The sequence below is a fragment of the Kitasatospora sp. NPDC028055 genome (genome assembly GCF_040637885.1).
In the GTDB taxonomy this organism is placed as follows: domain Bacteria; phylum Actinomycetota; class Actinomycetes; order Streptomycetales; family Streptomycetaceae; genus Kitasatospora.
The window spans coordinates 175,698-201,249 of the sequence record NZ_JBEZXE010000003.1 but is presented as its reverse complement, the minus strand read 5'-3'; the positions used below and the strand labels follow the sequence as shown (position 1 = coordinate 201,249).

18 protein-coding genes are annotated in these 25,552 nt (G+C 73.1%); 7 read left to right on the top strand and 11 right to left on the bottom strand.

The genetic code is table 11. The features are described 5' to 3' along the window. Window positions 1–36 precede the first annotated feature (36 nt). From AB0F71_RS06985 to AB0F71_RS06965, 5 genes are all read right to left on the bottom strand, one after another. Complete coding sequence (locus AB0F71_RS06985; RefSeq protein ID WP_360229354.1) at window positions 37–2,919, bottom strand: bpX6 domain-containing protein; 2,883 nt, start codon at window positions 2,917–2,919, stop codon at window positions 37–39. Next, window positions 2,919–4,586 (bottom strand): hypothetical protein, encoded by a 1,668-nt coding sequence (locus tag AB0F71_RS06980; RefSeq protein WP_360229352.1) that lies wholly within the window; start codon window positions 4,584–4,586, stop codon window positions 2,919–2,921. The genes AB0F71_RS06985 and AB0F71_RS06980 overlap by 1 nt, the downstream gene beginning before the upstream one ends. 70 nt (window positions 4,587–4,656) lie before the next feature. Next, the gene (locus AB0F71_RS06975) at window positions 4,657–5,238 is read right to left on the bottom strand and encodes a hypothetical protein (protein ID WP_360229350.1); all 582 of its coding nucleotides are present in this window, start codon (window positions 5,236–5,238) and stop codon (window positions 4,657–4,659) included. Then, the gene (locus tag AB0F71_RS06970) at window positions 5,235–6,506 is read right to left on the bottom strand and encodes an AAA family ATPase (protein WP_360229348.1); all 1,272 of its coding nucleotides are present in this window, start codon (window positions 6,504–6,506) and stop codon (window positions 5,235–5,237) included. The genes AB0F71_RS06975 and AB0F71_RS06970 overlap by 4 nt, the downstream gene beginning before the upstream one ends. 33 nt (window positions 6,507–6,539) lie before the next feature. Then, complete coding sequence (locus AB0F71_RS06965; protein ID WP_360229346.1) at window positions 6,540–7,445, bottom strand: LysR substrate-binding domain-containing protein; 906 nt, start codon at window positions 7,443–7,445, stop codon at window positions 6,540–6,542. A 124-nt stretch (window positions 7,446–7,569) separates the two neighbouring features. Between AB0F71_RS06965 and AB0F71_RS06960 the strand changes: the two genes are divergently transcribed. The 3 genes from AB0F71_RS06960 (at window position 7,570) to AB0F71_RS06950 (ending at window position 10,631) form a co-directional block, all read left to right on the top strand. Then, window positions 7,570–8,700, top strand: a complete 1,131-nt coding sequence (locus tag AB0F71_RS06960) for a bile acid:sodium symporter family protein (RefSeq protein WP_360229344.1) — start codon at window positions 7,570–7,572, stop codon at window positions 8,698–8,700. Between the two features lie 166 nt (window positions 8,701–8,866). Then, the gene (locus tag AB0F71_RS06955; protein ID WP_360229510.1) at window positions 8,867–10,123 is read left to right on the top strand and encodes an arsenic transporter; all 1,257 of its coding nucleotides are present in this window, start codon (window positions 8,867–8,869) and stop codon (window positions 10,121–10,123) included. 13 nt (window positions 10,124–10,136) lie between these two features. Continuing rightward, window positions 10,137–10,631, top strand: coding sequence for a universal stress protein (locus tag AB0F71_RS06950; RefSeq protein ID WP_360229342.1), 495 nt, complete (start codon window positions 10,137–10,139; stop codon window positions 10,629–10,631). A 74-nt stretch (window positions 10,632–10,705) separates the two neighbouring features. Here AB0F71_RS06950 and yjfF read toward each other — a convergent pair whose 3' ends face one another. From yjfF to AB0F71_RS06930, 4 genes are all read right to left on the bottom strand, one after another. Further along, window positions 10,706–11,677, bottom strand: a complete 972-nt coding sequence (yjfF, locus tag AB0F71_RS06945; RefSeq protein WP_360229340.1) for a galactofuranose ABC transporter, permease protein YjfF — start codon at window positions 11,675–11,677, stop codon at window positions 10,706–10,708. After that, a complete protein-coding gene (locus AB0F71_RS06940) occupies window positions 11,674–12,768 on the bottom strand; it encodes an ABC transporter permease (RefSeq protein ID WP_360229338.1) in 1,095 nt (364 codons plus the stop codon). The genes yjfF and AB0F71_RS06940 overlap by 4 nt, the downstream gene beginning before the upstream one ends. Continuing rightward, window positions 12,765–14,288 carry a sugar ABC transporter ATP-binding protein gene (locus AB0F71_RS06935; RefSeq protein WP_360229336.1) on the bottom strand — a complete coding sequence of 508 codons (1,524 nt, stop codon included), beginning with the start codon at window positions 14,286–14,288 and terminating at the stop codon, window positions 12,765–12,767. Before AB0F71_RS06935 ends, AB0F71_RS06940 begins: the two co-directional genes overlap by 4 nt. 77 nt (window positions 14,289–14,365) lie before the next feature. Next, the gene (locus AB0F71_RS06930; RefSeq protein WP_360229334.1) at window positions 14,366–15,349 is read right to left on the bottom strand and encodes an ABC transporter substrate-binding protein; all 984 of its coding nucleotides are present in this window, start codon (window positions 15,347–15,349) and stop codon (window positions 14,366–14,368) included. Window positions 15,350–16,602: 1,253 nt separating this feature from the next. Between AB0F71_RS06930 and AB0F71_RS06925 the strand changes: the two genes are divergently transcribed. The 4 genes from AB0F71_RS06925 to AB0F71_RS06910 all read left to right on the top strand — a co-directional run bounded on the left by AB0F71_RS06925 (window position 16,603) and on the right by AB0F71_RS06910 (window position 23,064). Continuing rightward, window positions 16,603–18,078 (top strand): endo-1,4-beta-xylanase, encoded by a 1,476-nt coding sequence (locus AB0F71_RS06925; protein ID WP_360229332.1) that lies wholly within the window; start codon window positions 16,603–16,605, stop codon window positions 18,076–18,078. Window positions 18,079–18,228: 150 nt separating this feature from the next. Beyond that, on the top strand, window positions 18,229–19,656 hold the full coding sequence (locus tag AB0F71_RS06920; RefSeq protein ID WP_360229330.1) for a non-reducing end alpha-L-arabinofuranosidase family hydrolase: 1,428 nt from the start codon (window positions 18,229–18,231) through the stop codon (window positions 19,654–19,656). 343 nt (window positions 19,657–19,999) lie between these two features. Continuing rightward, window positions 20,000–22,363, top strand: coding sequence for a non-reducing end alpha-L-arabinofuranosidase family hydrolase (locus AB0F71_RS06915; RefSeq protein ID WP_360229508.1), 2,364 nt, complete (start codon window positions 20,000–20,002; stop codon window positions 22,361–22,363). 89 nt (window positions 22,364–22,452) lie between these two features. Continuing rightward, window positions 22,453–23,064, top strand: a complete 612-nt coding sequence (locus AB0F71_RS06910) for a GNAT family N-acetyltransferase (RefSeq protein ID WP_360229329.1) — start codon at window positions 22,453–22,455, stop codon at window positions 23,062–23,064. Between the two features lie 25 nt (window positions 23,065–23,089). Here AB0F71_RS06910 and AB0F71_RS06905 read toward each other — a convergent pair whose 3' ends face one another. Beyond that, a complete protein-coding gene (locus tag AB0F71_RS06905) occupies window positions 23,090–24,400 on the bottom strand; it encodes a glycoside hydrolase family 6 protein (protein ID WP_360229327.1) in 1,311 nt (436 codons plus the stop codon). Window positions 24,401–24,475: 75 nt separating this feature from the next. Further along, entirely contained in the window at window positions 24,476–25,453 is a 978-nt protein-coding gene (locus AB0F71_RS06900; protein WP_360229325.1) for a glycoside hydrolase family 6 protein, read from the bottom strand. Window positions 25,454–25,552 lie beyond the last annotated feature (99 nt).

The window sequence follows — 25,552 nt, the reverse complement described above, 5'->3', positions numbered from 1 at the left end:
GGCCCACCTCCTCGAACGCCATCTGGCAAACCTCCGTCAGCCCGCCGTGACCCGCAGGATGGCCAGCAGCTCGGTACCGTCCGCGCGCACCGCGAACACCCGCCCGCTGCGGTGCCAGCAGGTCACCGCCCCGGCGTGCGCGCGCAGCCGGAGCACGGGGTCGGTCACCGCCCCGGGCAGCAGGGCGGTGAAGGCGGCCCCGGAGGCGCCCCCGACGGTGGTCCGCAGGCCGTCCTCGGAGCGCTCGGTGAACGCCCAGTGGGTGCCGTCGGCGCCGAGCACCACCGGGGGACCGGTGACGGTCTGTTCGGCGCTGCCCCGGCCGGTCCAGCGGAGCACGCTGGCGCCGGGGGCTTCGCCGGGGCGGGCGGTCAGCAGCCGTCCGTCGGCGAGTGCCACCCGGTCGACGGAGTCGTCGAGCTCGACCTGCTGCCGGGCGCGCAGCTCCCAGCCGGGCTGGTCCCAGCGCCACAGTTCGGTCAGTTCGGCGGTGTGGCCGCCGGCCCGGGTGTGGACGACCACGGCGCAGCTCGCGGGGGTGCGGGCGATCCGGCCCACGGCCTGCTGGTCGTTGCCGAGTTCGCGGTGGACGACGGTCGGGCGGGTGGCGCGGGTGTCGAGCACGGCGATGCCGTCCTGGTCGACGGTGAGCAGGTGGCGGCCGTCGTAGGAGGGGACGATCCCGCGCACCCGCAGGGCCGTCCACCGCTCGACCCGGCGGGTGGCGAGGTCGAGCCGGAACAGTTCGCGGACCGTCCCGTAGCGGGCGACCAACAGCACGGTGCCGCCGTGGTCGGCGACCACCAGCTGCTCGGCGGGCACGTCCCAGCGGGCGCGGGCCCGGCCGTCCGGGCCGAGCAGCCGTACGCCGGCCTGGCCGCAGGCCACCAGCACCAGGCCGGAGTCCAGCCGGGCCGCGTCCAGGACGGGCAGGGTGCCGGGGCGGTCGGCGGCGGTGACGGTGAGCGCCCCGCTCCGGCCGGGCCCGGTGCGCCGGGGCTTCGGCAGGTCGGCGGCGGCCAGCGGGTCGGCGCGCTTCAACAGCCGGGCGTGGACGGTGCTTTCGGAGCGTACGGCGGCGCGGCCGGGCAGTCCGCCGGTGCGGACCAGGGAGCGTACCGCGAAGGTGGCGAGCTCGCGGTCGACGGCCGGGTCGGCGCACCGCAGCTCGGCAAGGGCCGCGAGGGCGGCCGCACGCTCGGTGGCACTCGGCTCGGTGGACCACGGCTCAGGGGCACTCGGCCCGGCGGCACTCGGCCCGGCCTCGGCGAGCAGGGCCCGGACGGGCTCCGCGACGTCCTCGCCGAGCGCCAGCAGGTGGACCAGCGCCCGCCCGCGGGCCGCACCGCCGAGTTCGGCGGCCTCCCGCAGGTCCGGCAGCACGCCCGGGCGCAGCGTCTCGTCCGGCCAGGCGGCCTCGACCGCGCCCAGCCGGTCCCCGGCCCGACGGCGGTGGTCCACCCAGGCGGCGCGCAGCTCACGGGCGGCCGCCGGGTCGGTGGCGGTGAGCCGCTCGACGGCGCTGGCGAAGGCGCCGCGCCGGTGGGCGATCCGCACCGCCCGCTCCCGGTTCCCGGCCCGCCAGTGCAGCCGGACCACCAGTTCCGCGGCCAGGCCGCGGCCTTCGGCGAGTTCGGCGGCCTGGGCGGTGCGGCCGTGCCGGTCCAGCAGGGCGACGGCCTCGGCAGGCTGGGCCAGCAGGTCGGCCAGTACGTAGGCGGCCTCGTCGATCCGGCCGTCGCGCTCCAGGGCCTCGGCGGCGTCCCGGTAGAGGCCGGTCAGGTACTCGTGGACGGTCGGGCCGCTGAGCGGGAGCGCCAGCGGCGCCCCGCCGCGCTCCTGGGCGCTGGGCCGCAGGGCGCCGGTGAAGCGGTCGGGCAGGCGCAGGGTCAGCAGGCCCTGCTCCGGGCGGCCGTCGGCGCCGGAGAGCCGGATCGCGTCGCGCAGGGCGTCCTCCCAGCGGCGCTGCCGGAAGGAGCGGGAGAGCTGGTGCAGGTAGCGGGCGTGGCGCTCCCGGAGGAGCGCCCCGGCGGGGCTGCGCAGGGCGAACCGGGCCAGCCACTGGCCGCGCGGACGCCGGTGCGGACGCTGCCGGGGCCGGCGCTGCTGAACGGGGGCGGCCAAGGCCGTGCCGGGCCGGCCGGTCCGGCCGCTGCCGCCGGGTCGGCCGAACCGGAGACCCGGACGGACCCGGGAGTACCAGCGGTACGTCAGTCCGGCGGAGGCGCCGACCACCACCGGAAGGACGATCACGGGTGCCTTGGGCACTCCGGCGGCCACGACCGAGGCCAGGAAGGACAGACCCAGCGCGAGCACCAGGGCGGTCACGACCCCGGAGATCCGGCGCGCCCTCGCGGCACCTGGAGTCGGCTCGCCCAGCAGCCGACCGGCCCGTCGGCTGCGCCCGGGGATACCGGCCACGGCCCGCAGGTCCACGGCGGCCGGGCGTGGCAGGTCCGTCCCGACCGGTTCGGCTTCGACGGCGGTGCCGACCGGCCCAAGCCGGTGGAGCGTGAGCCCGCTCAGGTCCAGCCACTCCGAGGGGTCCACCGGCCGCAGCTCGGCGATGACATGACGGACCGTCAGTGCACCTGTGGCGAGCACGAGTTCACCGGGTCGGCCGGTCTGCCCGGGGCTCGCCACCAGGGCCTGTCCGGCGAGCTGCAGCGGCGCGCCGGGTGCCCGGTCGGTGCGGGTCCGCACCGGCTCGGCCAGCCGCAACAGCCAGCGCCCGTCCGGCAGTTCGCTCAGCCGGGCGCCGTCCTGCCAGTGCGCGAGGACGCGCTCGGCCGCCTCGGCGGCGCCGATCAGCGGCACGTCGAGGAGGAACCCGGCCGCGTCGACCACCGGGGCGCCCGGCACGGGGCCGCCCACGACGGGACTGCTCGCCACGCGGTTGCTCGTCGGGGAACTGCTCATCAGTCGGCACTCCTGATCACGGCGTGGGTGCGCCCGTCGGTCGCGTTCGCGACGACCACCCGGCCCGGGCGGGGTTCGGCGGCGAGCAGCGGCAGCCGGGGGTGGACGGCCGGGGCGGTCGTGCCGCCGGACAGCGCGGTGAGCGTACGGACCCCGTCGGCCCGGACGGCGCGGACCAGCCCCGCGGCCCGGGTGCAGGTGATCAGGACGGGTTCGAAGCCGTCCTCGACCAGTCCGATCACCTCGGTCTCCCCCTCCCCGAGGCGGATCCGGCGGTGCTCGCCCCGGCTCGGACGGACCTCCCAGGTCCGCCCGTCCTCCGACCAGCCGACGGCACGGCCGCCGTGCACCAGGTGCGGTGCCCCGGCCGCGTCGGCGGGCAGCGGGACGGGCGACAGCCGGGGTTCCCGCCCACGCCGGAACGGCTGTCCGCCCTGGGTGGAGACGACCGGTCCGTCCTCCGACACCCGTCCGCCGCGCTCGATCCGGCGCCAGCGGCCGGCCACCGGCAGCACCAGGGCATCGCCCTCGCGCAGCAGCGGCAGCACCGGCTGGGCCATCAGCTCGGCGAACTCCGGGGAGCCGATCTCCGGCAGGCCGACGGTCGCCGACTTGACCCGGTAGCCGTCGGAGCCGCTCAACGCCCGTCCGCTCACGTGGAGTTCCAGCCGGTCGTTGCGCGCGCACAGCGCCAGCAGCCGCCCGCTGGTGCGCGCGGCCGCGATCACCGGGCCGAACAGCTCGTGGCGGCGCGGCCGGGCGGCACCGTCGGGGTGTCCGCCCGACAGCGCCACGGCGATCAGCACATCGGCGCGCCGGCCCCGGGCCAGCAGGGTGGCCGCGTCGGTGGTGAACGCGGGCAGCGCCCCGCCGACGGCGGGCAGCTGGGCGTCCAACTGCGCGGAGGCCCGGAAGCCGCTGCCGCGCAGCGCCCGCACGGCGACCCTCGCCGGGGGCAGCGGCAGCTCGACGGCCGGTGCGCCGTCCACCCGGACCGTCACCCGCGCGACGCCCGTCGCGTTCCAGCCCGCCTCCTCGCTCGCCACCGTGCGCCGCCGGGCGGGCAGCCGGGCCGCCAGCCGGGGCGAGGTGAGCAGCCAGCACTGCGCGGCCGGGTCCAGCGCCCGCTCCGCGTACCGGACGTCCTCGGGTTCGGGGTCGGTGTGCTGACGGGCCTTGAGCCAGCGCGGCAGCAGTTCGGCGAGGTCGCCGCCGATCAGCCGCCCGGGCGGGTCCCCCAGGACGCCGACCAGCAGTTCGCTGCCCCGGGCCGCCGCCCGGCGGTGCAGCACGAGCAGCGCGGCCAGCTGGACCAGCCGCGCCGCGCCCGCCTGGGCCGGTCCGGCGTCCACCAGCACGACCACCTGGCCGCGGCCCTCGGGGGCACGCAACTCGGTTTCCAGCTCCAGGAGTTCACCCTCGCTCCACCGGCGCAGGAACTCCTCCGGGCACTCCTCGGCGAGCAGCCACTCGGCGGGCAGCAGCCGCTCCGGCCGTCGGCCGCGGGCCAGACCGCCGTAGCCGTCCGGCTCGCCCTCGGACCCGGCGACGGGCTCGTGCGCGCCGATCAGGGCGTCCAGGCGGCGCAGCAGGGGGCCGAGCGCGGTGGCGAGTTCGGGGGTGAGCGCGGACAGCGTCCCGGCCCAGGGCGCGAGTGCGGCGGTCACCGGCCACGCACCCGCGCCGGCCGGTCGGCCGGGCGGACCGGCTCCGCCGCCTCGACCGTCGCCCCGCTGCTCACGCTTCCGCTCCGCTCCGCGTCGTACCGCTCCACCGTCGAGGTCCTCCCTGCTCGCGCACCCGTTCCGCGCCGCTCCGCGCGACGCCTCCGTCCGGCTCCCCGATGCCCGGCTCCCCGATGCCGGGCTCCCCACTGCCCGGTTCCCCACTGCCCGGTTCCCCACTGCCGGGCTCCCCACTGCCGGGCTCCACGAAGCGGTCGAGGTCCGCCGGGCCTCGGACGGGCGCCGGACGGTCACCGACCAGTGCGTGGCCGGGGACGAGGACGCACAACTGCCCGTCCGTCGCCCCGAGCGCGACCCGCCACAGGGCCGCCCCGGGCTGCGGGCGGGCCGTGGTCGGCACCAGCACGCCGTCGTCCTCGCCCAGGTAGCGGGCACCGTCGGCCCAGGGCAGGTCCGGCGCCTCGCCGAGGACCAGCAGCGCCGTCCCGTCGGCCGCCACGGCGAGCCGGTGCCCGGCCGCCAGCCGGGAGCGCGTCGCGGCCGCGAGGGCGGGGACGGCGGTGCCGAGGGCGAGGGCGGCGACCGGTTCCAGCGGTGGTTCACGGCGCTCCCAGCGGAGCGGGGCACCGGTCACGGGGAGGCGACCGCCGCACCCGCCGTGACCGGTGCGACCGGTGCGACCGCCGCACCCGCCGTGACCGCCGCGACCAGTCCGGCCCGGAGCCCGGTCAGCGGCGCCGGCAGGTCCGCCGGGTCGAAGCCCGCGTCGATCTCGCGCAGCGCGGCCTCCAGCCGCAGCCGGGAGTCCTGACCGTCCGGCAGCCCGCCGTGTTCGGCGAGCAGCGCGGTGCCCGTACGCAGCAGGCGCTCGGCGCGGGCCGCGCTGCTGCGGGAGAGTTCCTCCGCCGTGTGCGCCAGGCTGCGGTTGGCGGCCCGGTCGATCAGGTCCGCGAGGGCCTCGCGGGCGAGCGCCTGGGTGTCGGCGGTGGGGGCGATCAGCGGGAGCACCCAGAGGTCGCGGGCGGAGGCGGCGGTGCGGCCGTCCAGGACGGCGGCCGCGGCGACCAGGTTCTGCGAGCGCACGGCCCGCCGGTCGCTGACCGGGACGCCCGCCGAGCGCAGTCGGCGCAGCGCGGTGGCCAGCAGCGGGGTGACGGCGTCGAGGTCGCAGCCGCGGGCGGCGGCGGTCAGCCGGTCGAGGGCGCCGAGCAGGTCGCCGGTGGCCGCGGGCGCGGCCGGGCGGCGGCCGGCTTCCAGGAGTTCCTCCAGCCGGGCGTCGACGACGGGTTCGACGAAGACCCGGGCGAGGAACCGGTCGGCGAAGGCGGCCAGCGCCGGGTCCTCGGGCAGGTGGTTGGCCGCGCCGACGCAGATCCGCAGCGGACTGGCGAGCACGGTGCCGCCGCGCCGGAAGACCCGTTCGTTGAGCAGGCCGAGCAGGGTGTTCAGGACGGCGGTCGAGCCGAGGAAGACTTCGTCCAGGAAGGCGATCTCGGCCTCGGGCAGCATCCCGGCGGTCTCGAACTCGACCCGGCCCTCCCGGAGTCGGCGCAGGTCGACCGGTCCGAACAGTTCGTTGGGCTCGGTGAAGCGGCCGAGCAGGTACTCGAAGTACCGCCCGCCGAGCTGCGCGGCGACCCGCCGGACCGCCTCCGACTTCGCCGTCCCGGGCGCGCCGACCACCAACAGGTGCTCCCCGGCGACGGCGCACAGTGCCACCACCTCGGCCACCGTCTCCCGGCCGACCATGCCGCGCCCGGCGGCGGCCACGGCCGCGGCGACGAGCTCGGCGTCAGCACCCGGCGAGGTGGCCGGCGGGGTGTCCGGCAAGGTGGCGGGCGGGGTGACGGGCGGTAGGTCGGCGGGGCCGGGTATCGGAGCGGCGGCGGTGGTCTCGGTCACGAGCACGGGAGTCTACGTTGCCCCGAACACCCCTCACCAGCGGGTTTCCACCGGGGCCGGCGCCTCCGCCGCCGTGGGCGCGCGGTGCAGCCGGAACGCGTCCGCGAGGACGGCTCGGGCCAGCGCCTGGGCCGGGCCGCGGGCCGCGGTGCGCCCCGTGGTGAGGGCGAAGTCGGTGGTGCCCAGGTCCGGCAGGCCCGACTGGTCGGGCAAGGGGCGCAGGTCCGACGGGATCAGGCTGCGGGCGTGCGGCACCACGCCGAGGCCGGCCAGGGCGGCGGCCCGGACCCCGGACAGGCTGGTGCTGGTGCAGGCGATCCGCCAGGGCCGGCCCTCGCGTTCGCAGGCGTCCAGGGCGCGGGCCCGGGTGATGCTGGGCGGCGGGTAGACGATGAGCGGCAGCGGCTCCGCCGGGTGGTCGAGCCGGAAGTCCTCCGCGGCGGCCCACACCAGCCGGTCCTGCCAGACCAGTTGGCCCTGGGTGTCACCGCCCGGCGGCCGCTTGCCGAGCACCAGGTCGAGCCGCCCGTCGGCCAGTTGCTCGTAGAGCACGGCGCTCAGCCCGACGGTGAGTTCGAGGTCGACCTGGGGGTTGCGCCGCCGGAAGCCCCGCAGGATCTGCGGCAGTTCGGTGTGGACGAAGTCCTCCGAGGCACCGAAGCGCACCCGCCCGCGCACCTGGGTGTGCGCGAAGTAGCCGAGCGCCTGCTCGTGCGCGTCCAGGATGGTCCGGGCGAACCCGAGCATCGCCTCGCCTTCGCCGGTGAGCTGCACGGAGTGGGTGTCGCGGAGGAAGAACCGCCGGCCGGCGGCCTCCTCCAGCCGCCGTACGTGCTGGCTGACCGTCGACTGCCGCAGTCCCAGCCGTTGGGCGGCGCGGGTGAAGCCGCCGGTCTGGGCCACCGCGAGGAAGGACCTCAACTGCACCGGATCGAACATCCAGCCAGCCTATCCGCTGATATCACGCATCATGATGACAGTGAGTGCGGCCAGCGGGATTCACACTCACCCGAACGGGCGGCAGGCTGAGGCCGTCCCACCCGAACCACCAGCGCGGAGAACCATGGCCCGCCCGAACACCCCGCCCCACAGCCGAGGAAACACCCGCCGAACGGGCCGCCTCCGCGCCCGACCACTGCTTCGACGACGCGCCCGCCTCCGGATCGACCCGTTCATCGCCTCCCTGCTCGCCACCGTGGCAGTCGCCGCCCTGCTCCCCGCGCGCGGCGCCGCCGCACCGGTCGTCTCGGACGCCGCCACCGGCGGGGTCGCCGTCCTGTTCTTCCTCTACGGCGCCCGGCTCTCCGCCCGTGAGGCCTGGGACGGCCTCAAGCAGTGGCGACTGCACGGCACCGTGCTCGCGGTGACCTTCGTCCTCTTCCCCCTGCTCGGGACGGCCGCCCACCTGCTGGTGCCGACCGTCCTGACCCCGCAGCTCTACCAGGGCCTGCTGTTCCTGACCCTGCTGCCCTCCACCGTGCAGTCCTCGATCGCCTTCACCTCGATCGCCCGCGGCAACACCGCCGCCGCGGTCTGCAGTGCGACCTTCTCCAGCCTCTTCGGCATCCTCCTGACCCCGCTGCTCGCCGCCGTGCTGCTGCACACCAGGGGCGGCATCCCGGCCGGCACCGTGCTGGAGATCGCCGAACAACTCCTCCTGCCGTTCGCCGCCGGGCAGTTGCTGCGCCGTTGGATCGCCCCCTGGACGGCCCGCCACCGCGCCGTCCTCGCCCTGGTGGACCGCGGCTCGATCCTGCTGGTCGTCTACAGCGCCTTCGGCGCCGCCGTCGTCGGTGGGATGTGGGGCACGCTCTCGCTGCCCCGGCTGGCCGCCCTGCTGGTGGTCGAGTCCGCGCTGCTGGCGCTGGTCCTGAGCGTGACCCTGCTGGGCGGCCGCCGGCTCGGGTTCGACCGGGGCGAGCTGATCGCGATCGTCTTCTGCGGCTCCAAGAAGAGCCTGGCCAGCGGCGTCCCGATGGCCGCCGTCCTCTTCCCCGGCGCGGCGGCCGGACTGATGGTGCTGCCGCTGATGCTCTTCCACCAGGTGCAGCTGATGGTGTGCGCCGTCCTCGCCCGCCGCTGGGGCGCCGAGGCCCCGGCCGCCGAGGCCCCGGCCGCTGAGGCCGCGCCGCGACCGCGACGGCAGGGCGCACCGAAGGCAGCGCCGGTCGTCCACCGGGCACGGGCCCGGTGACCGCTGCGGCCGGGCCCGCCCGATCGGCGAGGCGCACGGCAGTCGGTCGTCGGTCGTCGGTCGACCCCGGCCTGCCCGACGTGCCGCGGTCCGGGAGGCTCTGGTTCGATGGGGACCGCCGTAGCCGCCGTCACCGCCGTCACCACCGCCCGCGAGGAGCAGGACCCTGAGTACGTCGTTCGCCGAAGCACTGTCCGTCGGCCTGCTGGTCCTGGTGCTGGTCTGTGCGGTGGCCCGGCCGTGGGGGTGGCCGGAGGCGGTGGTCGCCGTCCCCGCGGCGGGGCTGGTGGTCGCCACCGGCGCGATCCCGTCGGCGCACGCGGTCGCCGAGACGGAGCGGCTCGGGCCGGTGATCGGGTTCCTGGCCGCCGTGCTGGTGCTGGCGCAGTTGTGCGACGACGAGGGGCTGTTCCGCGCCTGCGGGGCCTGGATGGCCCGCACCGCGGCCGGGAGTCCGCGCCGGCTGCTGGCGCAGGTGTTCGTCGTCGCCTCGGTGATCACGGCCGTGCTCAGCCTGGACGCCACCGTGGTGCTGCTGACACCGGTGGTGTTCGCCACCGCGGCCCGCCTCGGTGCCCGCCCCAAGCCGCACCTCTACGCCTGCACCCACCTGTCGAACACCGCCTCGCTGCTGCTGCCGGTCTCCAACCTCACCAACCTGCTGGCCCTCACCGCGAGCGGGCTGAGCTTCACCCGCTTCGCCGCCCTGATGGCGCTGCCCTGGCTGGTGGCCGTCGCCGTCGAGTACGTGGTGCTGCGCCGGTTCTTCGCCGCCGACCTGGACGCGGGCACCGCGGCCGGCACCGAGGTGGCGGCGCCGGAGCTGCCGCTGTTCGCCCTGGTCACGGTGGCGGGCACACTGGCCGGCTTCGTCCTGACCTCGATCGTCGGCGTCGATCCGGCCTGGGCGGCCATGGTCGGCGCGCTGGTGCTGGCCGTCCGGGCGCTCGCCCGGCGCCGCACCACTCCGGTGGCGATCATCCGCTCGGCCGCCGTGCCGTTCCTGGCCTTCGTCCTCGCGCTCGGCATCGTGGTCCGGGCGGTGGTGGACAACGGGCTGGCCTCCGCGCTCGGACACCTCCTCCCGTCCGGCACCTCGCTGCCCGCGCTGCTGGGCGTCGCCGCGCTGGCGGCCGTCCTGGCGAACGTCATCAACAACCTGCCCGCGACCCTGGTGCTGCTCCCGCTGGCCGTGCCCTCCGGCTCCGGCGCCGTGCTGGCCGTGCTGCTGGGGGTGAACATCGGCCCCAACCTCACCTACGCCGGCTCGCTGGCCACCCTGCTGTGGCGGCGGATCGTCCGCGAGCACGACACCGAGCTCGGCCTGGGCGAGTTCACCCGGCTCGGGCTGCTCGTCGTACCCGCCGCCCTGACGCTGTCCGTGGTGGCACTGTGGGGGTCCCTGCAGATCATCGGAGCATGAGGAGGCCGACACCGTGACCGTCGTCGTCTGGATCGCCGAAGGCACCTGGCCCGCCTGCGTCGACGCCGCCCGCGTCCACGCGCCGCAGGGCGCGGAGCTCGTCCTGCTGCACGTCAGCGGCCAGGACGTCCCCGGCGTCGCCCACGGCGCCTTCGCCGGCCTGCTGGGGCGCGGCCACCGCGAGCGCGACCCCGGCGACCGGGTGGAACACCTCGCCGCCGCCTCCGCCCGGCAGCTCCTGGACGCCGCCGCCGACCGCCTCGCCCGCCCCTGCACCCGGCTGGAGCGCACCGGCCGCGCCGAACGCGAGGTGGTCGCGGCGGCCGACGGGGCCGAGCTGCTGGTCCTGGCCCGGGACGGCGACCGCTCCCGGCTGGGACCGCACAGCCTCGGCCCCGCCACCCGCTTCGTCGTCGACCACGCGCCCTGCCCCGTCCTGCTGGTCTGGCCGGAGCCGGCACCGGGCGCCGACACCCTTCCCCCTCCCCCGCCGCACCACCGGCGGTAGGCGTTCGGTGCCCGGCGTTCGGCCTCGGGCCGGGACGCGGGCCCTGCGGACCCGACCGCCGAGGACCGCTCCGGCTATCGGCGGCGGGCGGTGATCAGTCGCTGCAGGACGATGAAGACGAACAGCAGCCCGCCGATCACGATCCTGGTCCACCACGAGCTGAGGGTGCCCTGGAAGCTGATCACGGTCTGGATCAGGCCCAGCACCAGCACGCCCAGCACGGTGCCCAGCAGGTAGCCCGAGCCGCCGGTGAGCAGGGTGCCGCCGATGACCACGGCGGCGATCGCGTCCAGTTCCAGGCCGACCGCGTGCAGGCCGTAGCCGGAGAGCATGTAGAAGGTGAGCAGGACGCCGCCGAGCGCCGAGCAGAAGCCACTGATCGCGTACACGGTGGTCTTGGTCCGCGCCACCGGCAGGCCCATCAGCAGGGCCGACTGCTCGCTGCCGCCGAGCGCGTACACGTTCCGGCCGAAGCGGGTGTAGTGCAGGACGACGAACGCGGCCGCCACCACCAGCAGCGCGATCAGCACGCTCGGCGAGATGAACAGGTCGCCGAGCGGGATCCGGGTCTGCGCCATCGCGGTGTACGACGGGTCGGTGATCGAGATCGACTCGATGCTGATCGTGTAGCACAGGCCCCGGGCCAGGAACATGCCCGCCAGCGTCACGATGAACGGCTGGATCTCGAAGGTGTGGATCACCCACCCCATCACCCAGCCGCCGGCCGTACCCATCAGCAGCACCAGCGGGATGACCAGCAACGGCGGCCAGCCGTGCTGCTCCACCAGCCAGGCGGAGACCATCGTGGACAGGGCCACCACCGCACCGACCGACAGGTCGATGCCGCCGGTCAGCACGACGAAGGTCATGCCGACCGCGACCACGAGCAGGAAGGCGTTGTCGATCAGCAGGTTGAGCAGCACCTGCCCGGAGAAGAATCCGTCGTACTGCACCGATCCAGCGGTGAACATCGACACCAGAAGGACGGAGGTGACCAGCAGCGGGATCTGTCCGCGCACTCTGGCCAGCAGGGCGTTGGCGTTCACGCGCCGACCTCCCGGTTGGTGTTGGTGGTGGTGGTGGTGGCTGGAGCGGGTCGGGCTCCGCTGTGGCGTCCGGCACCGCGCTTGGCGACCTTGGCGCGGAAGTTCGGCGACTGGATCAGGCAGACCGCGATCACCACGAACGCCTTGAACACCAGCGTGGTCTCCGGCGGGATGCCGATCGTGTAGACGGTGGTGGAGAGGGTCTGGATGATCAGCGCGCCGAGGACCGTACCGCCGATCGAGAACCGGCCGCCGTTGAGCGAGGTCCCGCCGATCACCACCGCGAGGATGGCGTCGAGTTCGATCCACAGGCCGGCGTTGTTGCCGTCCGCCGCCGAGACGTTGGAGGAGACCATCAGTCCGGCGACCGCCGCGCACAGCGCGCTGAACACGTACACCAGGCCGACCAGGCGCATCGCCCGGATGCCGACCAGCCGACTGGCGACCGGGTTACCGCCGACCGACTCCAGGAGCATGCCCAGCGCGGTGGAGCGGGTGAGCAGCGCCGTCAGCAGTGCGACCAGCCCGCTGAGCAGGATCGCGAACGGCATCGCCAGCCAGTAGCCGCCGCCGATGAGCTTGTACGGCTCGCTGGTGATCGTGATGATCTGGCCGTCGGTGATCAGCTGGGCGACGCCGCGTCCGGCGACCATCAGGATCAGGGTCGCGATGATCGGCTGCACCCCGACCCGGGCCACCAGCACACCGTTCGCCGCGCCCAGCAGCACCGCCGTCGCGAGCGCGATGCCCACCGCGCCGAACACCGTGCCGAGGCTCGCCGGGTCGGCGGCCTGGCTGATGTGCTGACAGGCCAGCGCGCCGGCGATGGCGACGGTGGAGCCGACCGAGAGGTCGATGCCGCCGGTGGCGATCACCAGGGTCATACCGAGCGACACCAGGATCAGCGGGGCGCCGAAGTGCAGGATGTCGATCGAACTGCCGTACAGGTGGCCGTTCTTGAGGTGGATCGCGAAGAAGTCCGGGGTGAAGGCGAGGTTGCCGAGCAGCAGCGCGGCCAGCACCACGGCCGGCCAGAACAGCCGGGACCGGGTCACCGCCCTGGCCCATGGGGTGGTCAGGGCCGTGGTCATTGTTCCGCTCCGCTCGCGATGGTGGCCAGGACGCGCTCCGGGGTGAGCGCGCCGTCGTTGCGCAGTTGGGCGACCATCCGGCGGTCGCGCAGCACGCCGACGCGGTGGCTGAGCCGCAGCACCTCCTCCAGTTCGGCGGAGATGAACAGCACCGCCATGCCCTTCTCGGCGAGGTCCGCGACCAGTTTCTGGATCTCGGCCTTGGCGCCGATGTCGATGCCGCGGGTGGGCTCGTCCAGGATCAGCAGCTTGGGGTCGGTGATCAGCCAGCGGGCCAGCAGCACCTTCTGCTGGTTCCCGCCGCTGAGGTTGCGGACCAGCGCCTCCGGGTCGCCCGGGCGGATGTCGAGGGTGCGGATCCAGCGCTCCGCCAACGCGTCCTGCACGGTGCGCGACAGCGGACGGGTCCAGCCGCGGGCGGCCTGCAGCGCCAGCACGATGTTCTCGCGGACGGTCAACTCGCCGACCAGGCCCTCGGTCTTGCGGTTCTCCGAGCAGAACGCGATGCCGTGGGCGATCGCGTCACGCGGGGTCCGCAGGTCGGCCTCGGTGCCGTTGATCCGCACGGCGCCGCCGTCCTTGTGGTCGGCGCCGAACAGCAGTCGGGCCGCCTCCGTCCGGCCGGACCCCAACAGGCCCGCCAGGCCGATCACTTCGCCGGGGCGGATCGCGAGGTCGTACGGCTCGACGGCGCCCCGCCGGGCCAGGCCCTCGGCCTCCAGGAAGGCCGGGCCGGCGGCCGGGACGGAGCGCTCGCCCCGCTGGCCGCCCGCGAGTTGGTCGAGTCCGGCGAGTTCGGAGCCGATCATCCGGGAGACCAGGTCGACCTGGTTGAGCTCGCTGGTCAGGTACTCGCCCTCCAGCCGGCCGTTGCGCAGGACGGTCATCCGGTCGCAGATCTCGTAGATCTGGTCGAGGAAGTGCGAGACGAACAGGATCGCGACCCCCTGGTCGCGCAACCGCCGCATCACGGCGAAGAGTTGGCTCACCTCGTCGCGGTCCAGGCTGGAGGTCGGCTCGTCCAGGATCAGCACCTTGGCCGAGACGTCGACCGCGCGGACGATGGCGACCAGCTGCTGGACGGCGATGGAGTAGCTGTCCAGCGGCGCGCTGACGTCGATGTCCAGATCCAGCGTGCGCACCAACTCGGCGGCCCGGCGGCGCATTTCGGCCCAGGCGATCAGGCCGAGGCGGCGCGGCTCGCGGCCGATGAAGATGTTCTCCGCGACCGACAGGTTCGGGCAGAGGTTCACCTCCTGGTAGACGGTGCTGATGCCCGCCTGCTGGGCCTGCAGCGGTCCGGCGATCCGCACCCGCTCCCCGGCCAGGACCATCTCGCCGCCGTCCGCCGGGTGGACCCCGGTCAGCACCTTGATCAGCGTGGACTTCCCGGCGCCGTTCTCCCCCATCAGGGCGTGCACCTCGCCGGGGAAGAGCCGGAAGTCGACCCCGTCCAACGCCACCACCCCGGGGAACTCCTTGCGGATCCCCCGTACTTCCAGGACCGGTTGCTGACGCACCCCGGTTCTCCTCTCCTCGTACGACCCGGCGCCGCGGGGAGCGATCCGCCGATCGCTCCCCGGGCCGGCCGGGCCGGTCAGTACTGGCGGGTGGGCAGCGCCGCGGCGGCCTGGTCCTGGGTGAAGACACCCTCCTCGGTCTTGATCCGCTTCGGCACCTGCTCGCCGGCCTTGACCTTCTTGGCCAGGTCCATCAGCTGGTCGCCGAGGAGGGGGTTGCACTCCACGTCGACGTTGATCTTGCCCTGGCTCATCGCGGTGAAGGCGTCCTTCACCCCGTCCACCGAGATGATCTTGATGTCGGTGCCCGGCTTCTTGCCGGCCTCCTCGATCGCCTGGATCGCCCCGAGCGCCATGTCGTCGTTGTGCGCGTACAGCACGTCGATCTTCGGCTGGGCCTTCAGGAACGCCTGCATGACCTCCTTGCCCTTCGCCCGGGTGAAGTCACCGGTCTGCGAGGCCACCACCTTGAACTTGGCGTCCGCCTTGACCACGTCACCGAAGCCCGCCTTGCGGTCGTTGGCCGGCGCCGAACCCGTGGTGCCCTGCAGTTCGACGATGTTCACGGCGTCGGACTTGCCCTGGTACTCCTTCACCAGCCAGTCGCCGGCCTTCTTGCCCTCCTCGACGAAGTCCGAGCCGAGGAAGGAGACGTAGAGCGAGTCGTCCTTGGAGTCCACCGCCCGGTCGGTGAGGATCACCGGGATCTTGGCGTCCTTCGCCTCCTTCAGCACGGTGTCCCAACCCGACTCCACCACCGGCGAGAAGGCGATCACGTCGACCTTCTGCTGGATGAACGAGCGGATCGCCTTGATCTGGTTCTCCTGCTTCTGCTGCGCGTCGGAGAACTTCAGCTCGATGCCCGCCTTCTTCGCGGACTCCTGGATCGACTTGGTGTTCGCGGTGCGCCATCCGCTCTCCGCGCCGACCTGCGAGAAGCCCACGACGAGCTTGTGGCCGGGCCCCTTGTCGGCCGAGCCCCCACCGCCGCCGGAACCGCACGCGGTGAGGACGGTGACCATCGCACCGGCGACCAGAGCCGCCGCAGCTTTCTTGGACATGGTGGGACTTCCTCTCGGATTCGTCGATCGCGCGAGCGGCACCCGTCACGTGAACGTGAGGTTTCGACGCCGTTTCGCTCGGAACAGATTGTTAGCGCTCACAAATGGCCCCGGCAAGGCTCTTGCGGCCCGTTACTCAATCTTGACCGGGTCACCGGGGGTGGTCCGAAGCGCCGTCAACTCGTCAGAAACATGGGCAGTTGCCGCACCCGGAGGAGCATGCCGCGACACTCTCGCCGTCGAGAGCCGCAGCCCCCGCCCCGATCTCGACCGTCCGCCACCTCGTCGTGCGGCGGCGCCACACCCCCGCGCCTCGCCCGGGGCGACGCATGTGAGCGCTAACATACGTCCCGAAGGCGGGCCCAGGACCCGACGGTCGGCCGACGGTGGCACGCCCTGTCGATGCGGAGGGCGCTTCTCGGCGGCCGAGGGGGATCGCCGAAACTTTCGAGCACGTTCGCCGGTGCAGATCACGCTCTGCACTGCGGAGTGACCGTCGGAAATCGGCGAGATCCCGGACAAGTTCCTGCACGCGCCCCGACTGCCGAGCATCTGATCGGCATCCCGGCCCACCCGGAGGGTCCCGAGGCTTTCGACGTGCTTGTCGAAACTGTTGACAGCTTGTCGGGCCCCGGCCAACACTGTCGCCGTCGACACGTCCCACGGTCCCGGAGCGATCCGGGGCCGTCCTCGCCGACCGGCGGAGGGCGCGGCCGTGTCGATGCCAAGCCGGTTCCACCCGCACCGCTGCGCGACACCGTCCGGCCGACCCACCCCACCACGGCCGCCGGTGCCGCAGGGATGCCCCCACTCCCGTCAGCAGGACGGATCACCGTCGTGAACTCTCCGCACCCCCAAGAGCCGTACGACAAACTGCCCCTGGCGAGACGCCCGCAGGGAGCGCTCCCGCGCGCCCGCGAGCTCCTGGGGCGTGACCTGACGGCCCGCCGTCGCGCGAAGCCCTGACACCGCCCGTCAGAGCTGACCCGCCAGTACCGACCTGCCAGGTCGAGCCGCAGTCTTCCCCGGTGGATTGTGAGCGTTAACGGACCTCGCCCGCCAGGCCGATCCCCGTCGGCCCGACCCCGCACGCACACGCACCGCCCGCCCTGCTCGGCCGGAACGGACCGGATCAGCACGGATCGGAACAGAACGGATCGGCCGAGTGCCCGCTCCGGAACCAGCGTCAGGACGCACAGCCGGTTCCCGAGCGGTACGCAGGAATCCCCCACCCACGAGGAGAACGATCCGTCATGCCATGGCTCAAGCAGAAACCCGGTCTCCGCACGGTCCTCACGACCGCCGCCTGCCTGCTCGCCGGCTCGGTCACGGCCGCCGCCACCGCGAGCCCGGCGGCCCACGCCGCCGGGGGGACCACGCTGGGTGCGGCGGCCGCCGACAACGGCCGCTACTTCGGTACGGCCGTGGCCTCGGGCAGGCTCGGCGACCCGACGTACTCCGCCATCGCCGACCGGGAGTTCACCATGGTGACCCCGGAGAACGAGATGAAGTGGGACACCGTCGAGCCTTCGCGCGGGTCGTTCAACTTCGCGCCCGCCGACTCGATCGTCAACCACGCCTCCGCCCACGGCCAGCGCATGCGCGGCCACACCCTCGTCTGGCACTCCCAACTGCCCGACTGGGTCAAGGCCACCGGCGACGCCACCACCCTGCGCAGCGTGATGAACAACCACATCACCCAGGAGATGTCCCACTACAAGGGGAAGATCTACGCCTGGGACGTGGTCAACGAGGCGTTCAGCGACGACGGCAGCGGCCGGCACCGCGACTCCGTCTTCCAGCGCGTGCTGGGCGACGGCTTCATCGAGGAGGCCTTCCGCACCGCCCGCACCGCCGACCCGTCCGCCAAGCTCTGCTACAACGACTACAACATCGAGAACTGGTCCGACGCCAAGACCCAGGGCGTCTACCACATGGTCAAGGACTTCAAGTCCCGCGGCGTGCCCATCGACTGCGTCGGCTTCCAGAGCCACTTCGGCGCCGGCGGCCCCCCGCCCAGCTACCAGACCACCCTGGCCAACTTCGCCGCACTCGGCGTCGACGTCCAGATCACCGAACTCGACATCGCCCAGGCCCCCGCCACCGCCTACGCCAACACCGTCCAGTCCTGCCTCAACGTCCCCCGCTGCACCGGCATCACCGTCTGGGGCATCCGCGACAGCGACTCCTGGCGCACCGGCGAGAACCCACTGCTGTTCGACAACAACGGCAACAAGAAGGCCGCCTACGGCGCGGTGCTCAACGCCCTGGGCGGAGGCGGCAGTGGCACACCGAGCGGCGGCATCACCTCCGGCACGGTCTACACGCTCTCCGACGTGGCCGCCGGACGTGTCCTCGACGAGCCAGCCGGCCAGAACGGCAACGGCACCCCGCTCCAGGTGTGGGACGCCGGCGGCGCCGCCAACCAGCAGTGGCGCGTCGACCAGAACAGCGACGGCTCGTACACGCTGACCAACATGGCCAGCGGCAAGGTCCTGGACGAGCCGGGCGGCCAGACGGGCAACGGAACGAGGGTGGCGGTCTGGGACGCCAACGGGGGCGCCAACCAGCACTGGAAGGCCGGCCAGAACGGCGACGGCTCGTACACCCTCGTCAACGTCGCCAGCGGCCGCGCCCTGGAGACCCCCGGCGGCCAGACCGGCAACGGCACCCCCGTCCAGATCTGGGACTCCTGGGGCGGCGCCAACCAGCACTGGACGTTCAGGTGAACTGAACCGCAGGCGGGGGCGGAGCGGGGGAGCACCTCTCCCGCTCCGCGCCCGCCAAGTGCCGGCTCCCGGAGCGTACGCACGGCGCACCCCGGAGCCCAAACATGACGAAGGCGTGCGACAGCTCCGCCCATTCCCCTGGAGATCCCCATGCGCAGACGAAGTTCCACCTACCGGCGCCTGTCCACGGTGCTCACGGCCGTCCTCGCGGTCGTGGCGGCACTGGCGACGATGGTCGTCGCCGACCCGGCCCAGGCGACCGGCACCGGCACCGGCGCCCTGCGCGGTACGGGCTCCGGGCGGTGTCTCGACGTGCAGAACGCCGGGCAGGCCGATGGCACCGCCCTGCAGATCTACGACTGCTGGGGCGGGACCAACCAGCAGTGGACGGCGACCTCCGCCAACGAGCTGACCGTGTACGGAAACAAGTGCCTTGATGTCCCCGGCCACGCCACCACGGCCGGTACCCGGGTGCAGATCTGGACGTGCACCGGCAGCGCGAACCAGCAGTGGCGGGTGAACTCCGACGGCAGCGTCGTCGGAGTGGAGTCCGGGCTGTGCCTGGACGTCGCGGGCGGGGGCACGGCCAACGGCACGGCCGTGCAGATCTGGCCGTGCACCGGCGCAGCGAACCAGCAGTGGAGCGGCCTGTCCGGGTCCACCCCGCCGGGCGGCACCTGCCCGCTGCCGTCGACCTACCGCTGGTCCTCGACGGGCGCGCTGGCGCAACCGGCCAACGGCTGGACCGCGGTGAAGGACTTCACCAACGTCACGTACAACGGCAAGCACCTGGTCTACGCGTCGAACGTGAACGGGAAGTCCTACGGCTCTATGGCGTTCGCCCCCTTCACCAACTGGTCGGACATGGCCTCCGCCCCGCAGACCGGGATGAACGAGAACGCGGTGGCGCCCACGCTCTTCTACTTCGCACCGAAGAACATCTGGGTGCTCGCCTACCAGTGGGGCGTGTGGCCGTTCATCTATCGCACCTCCAGCGACCCGACCAACCCCAACGGCTGGTCCGCGCCGCAGCCCCTGTTCACCGGCGGCATCCCCGGCGCCGCCCCGATCGACCAGACCCTGATCGGTGACGACCAGAACATGTACCTGTTCTTCGCCGGCGACAACGGCAGCATCTACCGGGCCAGCATGCCCATCGGCAACTTCCCCGGCAACTTCGGCTCCTCCTACACCACCGTCATGACCGACACGGTGAAGAACCTCTTCGAAGCACCCCAGGTCTACAAGGTCAAGGACCGGAACCAGTACCTCATGATCGTCGAAGCCCGCGGCGCCAACGAGCAACGCTACTTCCGCTCCTTCACCGCCACCAGCCTCAACGGCACCTGGACCCCGCAGGCCGCCACCGAGAACAACCCCTTCGCCGGCAAAGCCAACGCCGGAGCCACCTGGACCAACGACATCAGCCACGGCGACCTCGTCCGCAACAACCCCGACCAGACCATGACCATCGACCCCTGCAACCTCCAACTCCTCTACCAGGGCATGACCCCCGGCTCCACCGCCCCCTACGACCAACTCCCCTGGCGCCCCGCCCTCCTCACCCTCCAGCACTGACCCACCCGGTCCGCGAACAGCGGAACCCCGGCCGCCCACCGGCCGGGGTTCCGCTGTTCGCATCCGTCGCGTCCGGGCGCACGCCGATGTACCGGGCCTCGTCAGCGCGCAGAGCCTCCCTCCCCCACACCCAAAAAAAATATTCTCCGATCGCGGCAACCTCTGTGCGCACGGCGGCAACTGACAGGTGACCGAGGCCGAAGACCACGGCCAACTCCGTCCCAGAGGGAACGAACCCTTGCCAGATCAGAACCGCTCTCACCGCCGCCGTCCGGCGACCCGCCGCGTGATCGCCATCGCCGTGGCCCTCGCCGCCACGGGTGCCGCCGTCCCGCTGGTCGCCATGGCAGCGCTCACACCGGGCACCAACTCGCCGACCACGGTCGGCGACGCGGCAGCCGGCAGCGGCCGCTACTTCGGTACGGCGGTGGCGTCGGGCAGGCTCGGCGACCCGGCCTACTCGACCATTCTCGACCGGGAGTTCAAGATGATCACCCCGGAGAACGAGATGAAGTGGGACACCGTCGAGCCTTCGCGCGGGTCGTTCAACTTCGCGCCCGCCGACTCGATCGTCAACCACGCCTCCGCGCACGGCCAGCGCATGCGCGGCCACACCCTCGTCTGGCACTCCCAACTGCCCGACTGGGTCAAGTCCACCGGCGACGCCACCACCCTGCGCAGCGTGATGAACAACCACATCACCCAGGAGATGTCCCACTACAAGGGGAAGATCTACGCCTGGGACGTGGTCAACGAGGCGTTCAGCGACGACGGCAGCGGCCGGCACCGCGACTCCGTCTTCCAGCGCGTGCTGGGCGACGGCTTCATCGAGGAGGCCTTCCGCACCGCCCGCACCACCGACCCGTCCGCCAAGCTCTGCTACAACGACTACAACATCGAGAACTGGTCCGACGCCAAGACCCAGGGCGTCTACCACATGGTCAAGGACTTCAAGTCCCGCGGCGTACCCATCGACTGCGTCGGCTTCCAGAGCCACTTCGGCGCCGGCGGCCCCCCGCCCAGCTACCAGACCACCCTGGCCAACTTCGCCGCACTCGGCGTCGACGTCCAGATCACCGAACTCGACATCGCCCAGGCCCCCGCCACCGCCTACGCCGGCGCCGTCCAGTCCTGCCTCAACGTCGCCCGCTGCACCGGCATCACCGTCTGGGGCATCCGCGACAGCGACTCCTGGCGCACCGGCGAGAACCCGCTGCTGTTCGACAACAACGGCAACCGGAAGCCCGCCTACACCGACGTCCTCGCCACCCTTCGCAGCGCCGGCGGCACGTCGGGCGGTGGCACGCCGGGCGGCGGGATCACCCCGGGCGCCGTCTACATGATCTCCGCGGTGGGCGCCTCCGGTCGGGTCCTCGACGAGTTCGCCGGGCAGAACGGCAACGGCGCCCCGCTCCAGGTCTGGGACGCCGGCGGCGCCGCCAACCAGCAGTGGCGGGCCGCCAGGAACGACGACGGCTCCTACACCTTCACCAACCTCGCCAGCGGCAAGGTCCTGGACGAACCGGCCGGCCGGACGGCCAACGGCACGCAGCCGCTGGTGTGGGAGGCCCACGGCGGTGCCAACCAGCGCTGGAAGGCCAACCGCAACAGCGACGGCTCGTACACCCTCGTCAACGTCGCCAGCGGCCGCGCCCTGGAGACCCCCGGCGGCCAGACCGGCAACGGCACCCCCGTCCAGATCTGGGACTCCTGGGGCGGCGCCAACCAGCACTGGAACCTCCGGCCGTCCGGGTCGACCGCCCCGGCCCCGACCCCGGCAGAGCCCGCCCCGAGCGGAACCTGCGCCCTGCCGTCGACGTACCACTGGTCCTCGACGGGCGCGCTGGCGCAGCCCGCGAACGGCTGGAGCGCGGTGAAGGACTTCACCGACGTCACGTACAACGGCAAGCACCTGGTGTACGCGTCGAACGTGAACGGCTCCTCCTACGGCTCGATGGCGTTCGCCCCCTTCGGCGACTGGTCGGGCATGGCCTCCGCCCCGCAGACCGGGATGAAACAGGCCGCCGTGGCGCCGACGATCTTCTACTTCGCGCCCAAGAAGATCTGGGTGCTCGCCTACCAGTGGGGTCCGTGGCCGTTCGTCTACCGCACCTCCAGCGACCCGACCAACCCGAACGGCTGGTCCGCGCCGCAGCCGCTGTTCACCGGCAGCCTGCCCAAGTCCAGCACGGGGCCGATCGACCAGACCCTGATCGCCGACGACCAGAACATGTACCTGTTCTTCGCCGGTGACAACGGCAGCATCTACCGGGCGAGCATGCCCATCGGCAGCTTCCCGGGCAACTTCGGCTCCTCGTACACGACGGTCATGACCGACACCCCGGAGAACCTGTTCGAGGCTCCGCAGGTCTACAAGGTCAAGGACCGGAACCAGTACCTCATGATCGTCGAGGCCCGCGGCGCCCACGAGCAGCGCTACTTCCGCTCCTTCACCGCCACCAGCCTCAACGGCACCTGGACCCCGCAGGCCGCCACCGAGAACAACCCCTTCGCCGGCAAAGCCAACAGCGGCACCACCTGGACCAACGACATCAGCCACGGCGACCTCGTCCGCAACAACCCCGACCAGACCATGACCATCGACCCCTGCAACCTCCAACTCCTCTACCAGGGCAAGAGCCCCAACGCCACGGGCCCGTACGACCAACTCCCGTGGCGGCCCGGCCTCCTCACCCTCCAGCGCTGACCCGACCAGGCACGGGAGCCCCGCCGGACACCGGCGGGGCTCCCCATAGGATGGGAGCGCTCCCAGATCATCCGCCCGGAAGGCTCCGCATGCCCGCGCCCGTCATCCGCCCGTATCGCCCCGAGGACCGGGGCGCCGTCTTCGACATCTGCATGCGCACCGCCGAGGCCGGTGGCGACGCCCGCGGCAGCTACCGCGACCAGGACCTGCTGCCGAACATCTTCGCCGCGCCCTACACGGAGCTGGAACCGGGCCTGGCCTTCGTCCTCGACGACGGGGCCGGGCCGGTCGGCTACGTGCTGGGGACCAGCGACACCCCGCGCTTCGTCCGCGAGTTCCGCCGCACGTGGCTGCCCGTGGTCGCCGATCGCCATCCGCTCCCGGCCGGCGAACCGACGACCCCCGACGAGGTGATGACGGCGCTCCTGCACCGGCCGGAGCGGATGCTCGTCCCCGAGGTCGCGGACTACCCGGCCCACCTGCACATCGACCTGCTGCCCGACTACCAGGGCCGCGGCCACGGCCGCGCCCTGCTGACCGAGCTGTTCGCCGCCCTGGCCGGGGCCGGGGCGGAGCGGGTCCACCTGGCGATGGTCACGGCGAACACGGCGGCGCGCGCCTTCTACCACCGGATGGGCTTCCACGAGATCCCCGTCGCCGACCCCGGTCCCCTGACCTACCTCGGCCGGGCCACGAGCTGAACGAGGGGCTCGCGCCCGCTAACGGTCAGTCATGCGGGCGCCCCCACGGGGCGAAGGTCAGCGGCGGGTTGGCGTTGCGCACCAGGGTCCTGGCCTGCTCCGGCCACCAGGCGCCGGCCGCCGGGTCGACGGTGCCGTACTCGGGGTCGACGGTGCCGCCGGGGATGTTGCGGTTGCACTGGCCGTCCGACTGGCCGACGGTCTTGATCCACAGATAGGCGTCGACCAGCGGGGTTCCCGTGTTCGCGGTGGGCCGGTCGCCGAGGCCCCGGCCCGGCGGGTTGCACCAGGTCTGCGGGTCTCCGGCGTACTTGCCGGCCGGCGGGGTCCAGGGGCCCTGCCCGTTGCGCCCGGTGTCGACGACGAAGTGGGTGAGCTCGTTCACCGGCGGGGTGCCGACGTTCTGCTGGTACCACTGGTCGGTCCAGTGCCAGGTGCCGGGGTCGTCCACGTCGACCGCGTTGCCCGGTTTCCCGTCGTTGGGCGCGGCCGGCGAGTAGTACTGGCCGGCGCACAGGTCGGTGCGCCCGCGCGCGGACTCCGGCCCCTTGGTGGTGTACCAGAGGCAGTTGGACACCCAGGTGCCGTAGCGGTCGGACGGGCCGGTGGCGAAGAAGTTGGAGACGTTCAGCGAGAAGCCCTGGGCGTGTTCGACACCCGCGTCCAGCAGTCGCTTGGTGGCGGTGCCGACGCTCTGCCAGTGGCTGTTGCCCGCGTCGACGTAGACCACCGTGCCGGGCTGCCGCTCCAGGGCGTCGATGCCGTGGCGGAGGTCCGCGATGCGTCCGGCCGTGATCGCGCCCGTGGGGTCGGTGGTCGGGGAGCAGTCGGAGGGCAGGTTGGCGAGGGCGTCCGGTTCGAGGACGATCACGGCCTTGCTCCTGCCGATGCCGCGGGCCAGGGCCGAGATCCACGCCTGGTACTCCGCGTCGGACTGCGCTCCTCCGCTGGAGTACTGGGAGCAGTCCCGCAGCGGGACGTTGTAGGCCACGATGACCGGGACGGTGCCCGTCGCGGCGGCGCGGCGGACCAGGGTACGGGCCCGGGACTCCACCTCCGCGGGCGTGCCGTCGGTGAACCAGACGGCCTCCGGCCAGCTGGCGAGCTGGGCCATGGCGGTGGCGCCCGCGAGGTCGCCCTCCAGCAGCGAGCGGACGGCCTGCTTCGCGGCGTCGCTGTCCGGCTGGACGTAGAACCGGGTGTCGGCGGGCAGGGTGTGGCCGGAGGCCGGCCGGTCCTGCGCCTGCGCCTGCGCCTGGCCCGGTACGGCGAGCGAGGTCAGCAGGGCGGCCAGCGCAACCGGGACCAACGGGCGGGGGATGGTGCGAGGTCTCATCGGTTTCCTCAGGTGGGCCGCCCGGGGCCGGACAGGGCCAACAGCCGGCCCCGGGCGGGTGGATGTGATCCGGCGTCAGTAGCCGTAGATCAGCTTGTAGGCGACGTCGGGCACGAACTGCCCGGCGGTCGATCCGCTGCCGGTGCCGCAGTTGCCGTCGGACTCGCCGGGGGACTTGACCCACAGCAGCATCTCGGGGCCACCGCCGGCGCGGGTGGTGGGCGTGCCGATCCGGCGCCCGGGCGGGTTGCACCAGGTGCCGTCCGACCCGTTGCCGTTGCGGCTGGTGTCGACCACGTACGGCTTGGTGTACCCGTACGAGGACTTCAGCGCCGCGCTGACGTCGTTGCCGTAGGCGGTGTTCTGCCCCGTGGGGTAGAAGTTCGAGACGTTCAGCGAGAACCCGTGGGCCCCCGCCACTCCGGCGTCGGCCAGCAGCCTGGCCATGGCGGGGGCGCTCAGCCAGCCGGGGTTCCCGGCGTCCAGGTAGACCCAGGTGTTGGGGGCCTTGGCGTTGAACTGGGCGACGGCGTTGCGCAGCATGGCGTTGCGCTCGGAGATCTGGGCGGGCGTCATGCAGCTCTCGTGCCCGAGCGCGTCGGGTTCGAGGACGACCAGGGCGGGCCGGTTGCCGATGCCGCCGGCGAACGCGGCGATCCAGGTGTCGTAGTCGGCGGCGGAGCCCGCCCCGCCGCCGGACTGCCCGGCGCAGATGTCCCGGTTGGGGATGTTGTACGCCACCAGGATCGGCAGCTTCCCGGCGGAGGCGGCGGCTCCGACGTACGCGCCGGTGGCGGTCCCGATGGGGCCGCTCCAGTTCCCGAACCAGTGCGCGGCCGGCACGTTGGCGATCGAGGACCGGATGGCGGCGGTCCGGCCGTCCCCGGGGTGGGAGTTGACCCACTGCTGGGCGCTGGAGTCGGGGTCGGCGTAGAAGCCGCTGGTCATGCTGGTGGGGTCGGCCGCGTGGGCGGTTCCCGGGTCGAGCCCGACCAGGAGGGCGGTCAGCGTGGGTGCGATGAGCAGAGCCGTGCGGCGGCGTGGGCGGCGCATGGGGCTTCCTCCGCTTGGGGTGGGGTGGGGGAGGTGGAAGCGCTTCCATTGGCCAGATGATTGGGCGTCCCTGAGGCGATGTCAAGGGACCTCGTTTTA

Excerpts from the sequence above, each read along its gene's own strand:
- AB0F71_RS06905 (WP_360229327.1), bottom strand. The coding sequence starts at position 24,400 with ATGAGACCTCGCACCATCCCCCGCCCGTTGGTCCCGGTTGCGCTGGCC.
- AB0F71_RS06920 (WP_360229330.1), top strand. The coding sequence starts at position 18,229 with ATGCGCAGACGAAGTTCCACCTACCGGCGCCTGTCCACGGTGCTCACG.
- AB0F71_RS06985 (WP_360229354.1), bottom strand. The coding sequence starts at position 2,919 with ATGAGCAGTTCCCCGACGAGCAACCGCGTGGCGAGCAGTCCCGTCGTG.
- AB0F71_RS06900 (WP_360229325.1), bottom strand. The coding sequence starts at position 25,453 with ATGCGCCGCCCACGCCGCCGCACGGCTCTGCTCATCGCACCCACGCTG.
- AB0F71_RS06940 (WP_360229338.1), bottom strand. The coding sequence starts at position 12,768 with ATGACCACGGCCCTGACCACCCCATGGGCCAGGGCGGTGACCCGGTCC.
- AB0F71_RS06965 (WP_360229346.1), bottom strand. The coding sequence starts at position 7,445 with ATGTTCGATCCGGTGCAGTTGAGGTCCTTCCTCGCGGTGGCCCAGACC.
- AB0F71_RS06960 (WP_360229344.1), top strand. The coding sequence starts at position 7,570 with ATGGCCCGCCCGAACACCCCGCCCCACAGCCGAGGAAACACCCGCCGA.
- AB0F71_RS06910 (WP_360229329.1), top strand. The coding sequence starts at position 22,453 with ATGCCCGCGCCCGTCATCCGCCCGTATCGCCCCGAGGACCGGGGCGCC.
- AB0F71_RS06915 (WP_360229508.1), top strand. The coding sequence starts at position 20,000 with ATGGCAGCGCTCACACCGGGCACCAACTCGCCGACCACGGTCGGCGAC.
- AB0F71_RS06925 (WP_360229332.1), top strand. The coding sequence starts at position 16,603 with ATGCCATGGCTCAAGCAGAAACCCGGTCTCCGCACGGTCCTCACGACC.
- AB0F71_RS06930 (WP_360229334.1), bottom strand. The coding sequence starts at position 15,349 with ATGTCCAAGAAAGCTGCGGCGGCTCTGGTCGCCGGTGCGATGGTCACC.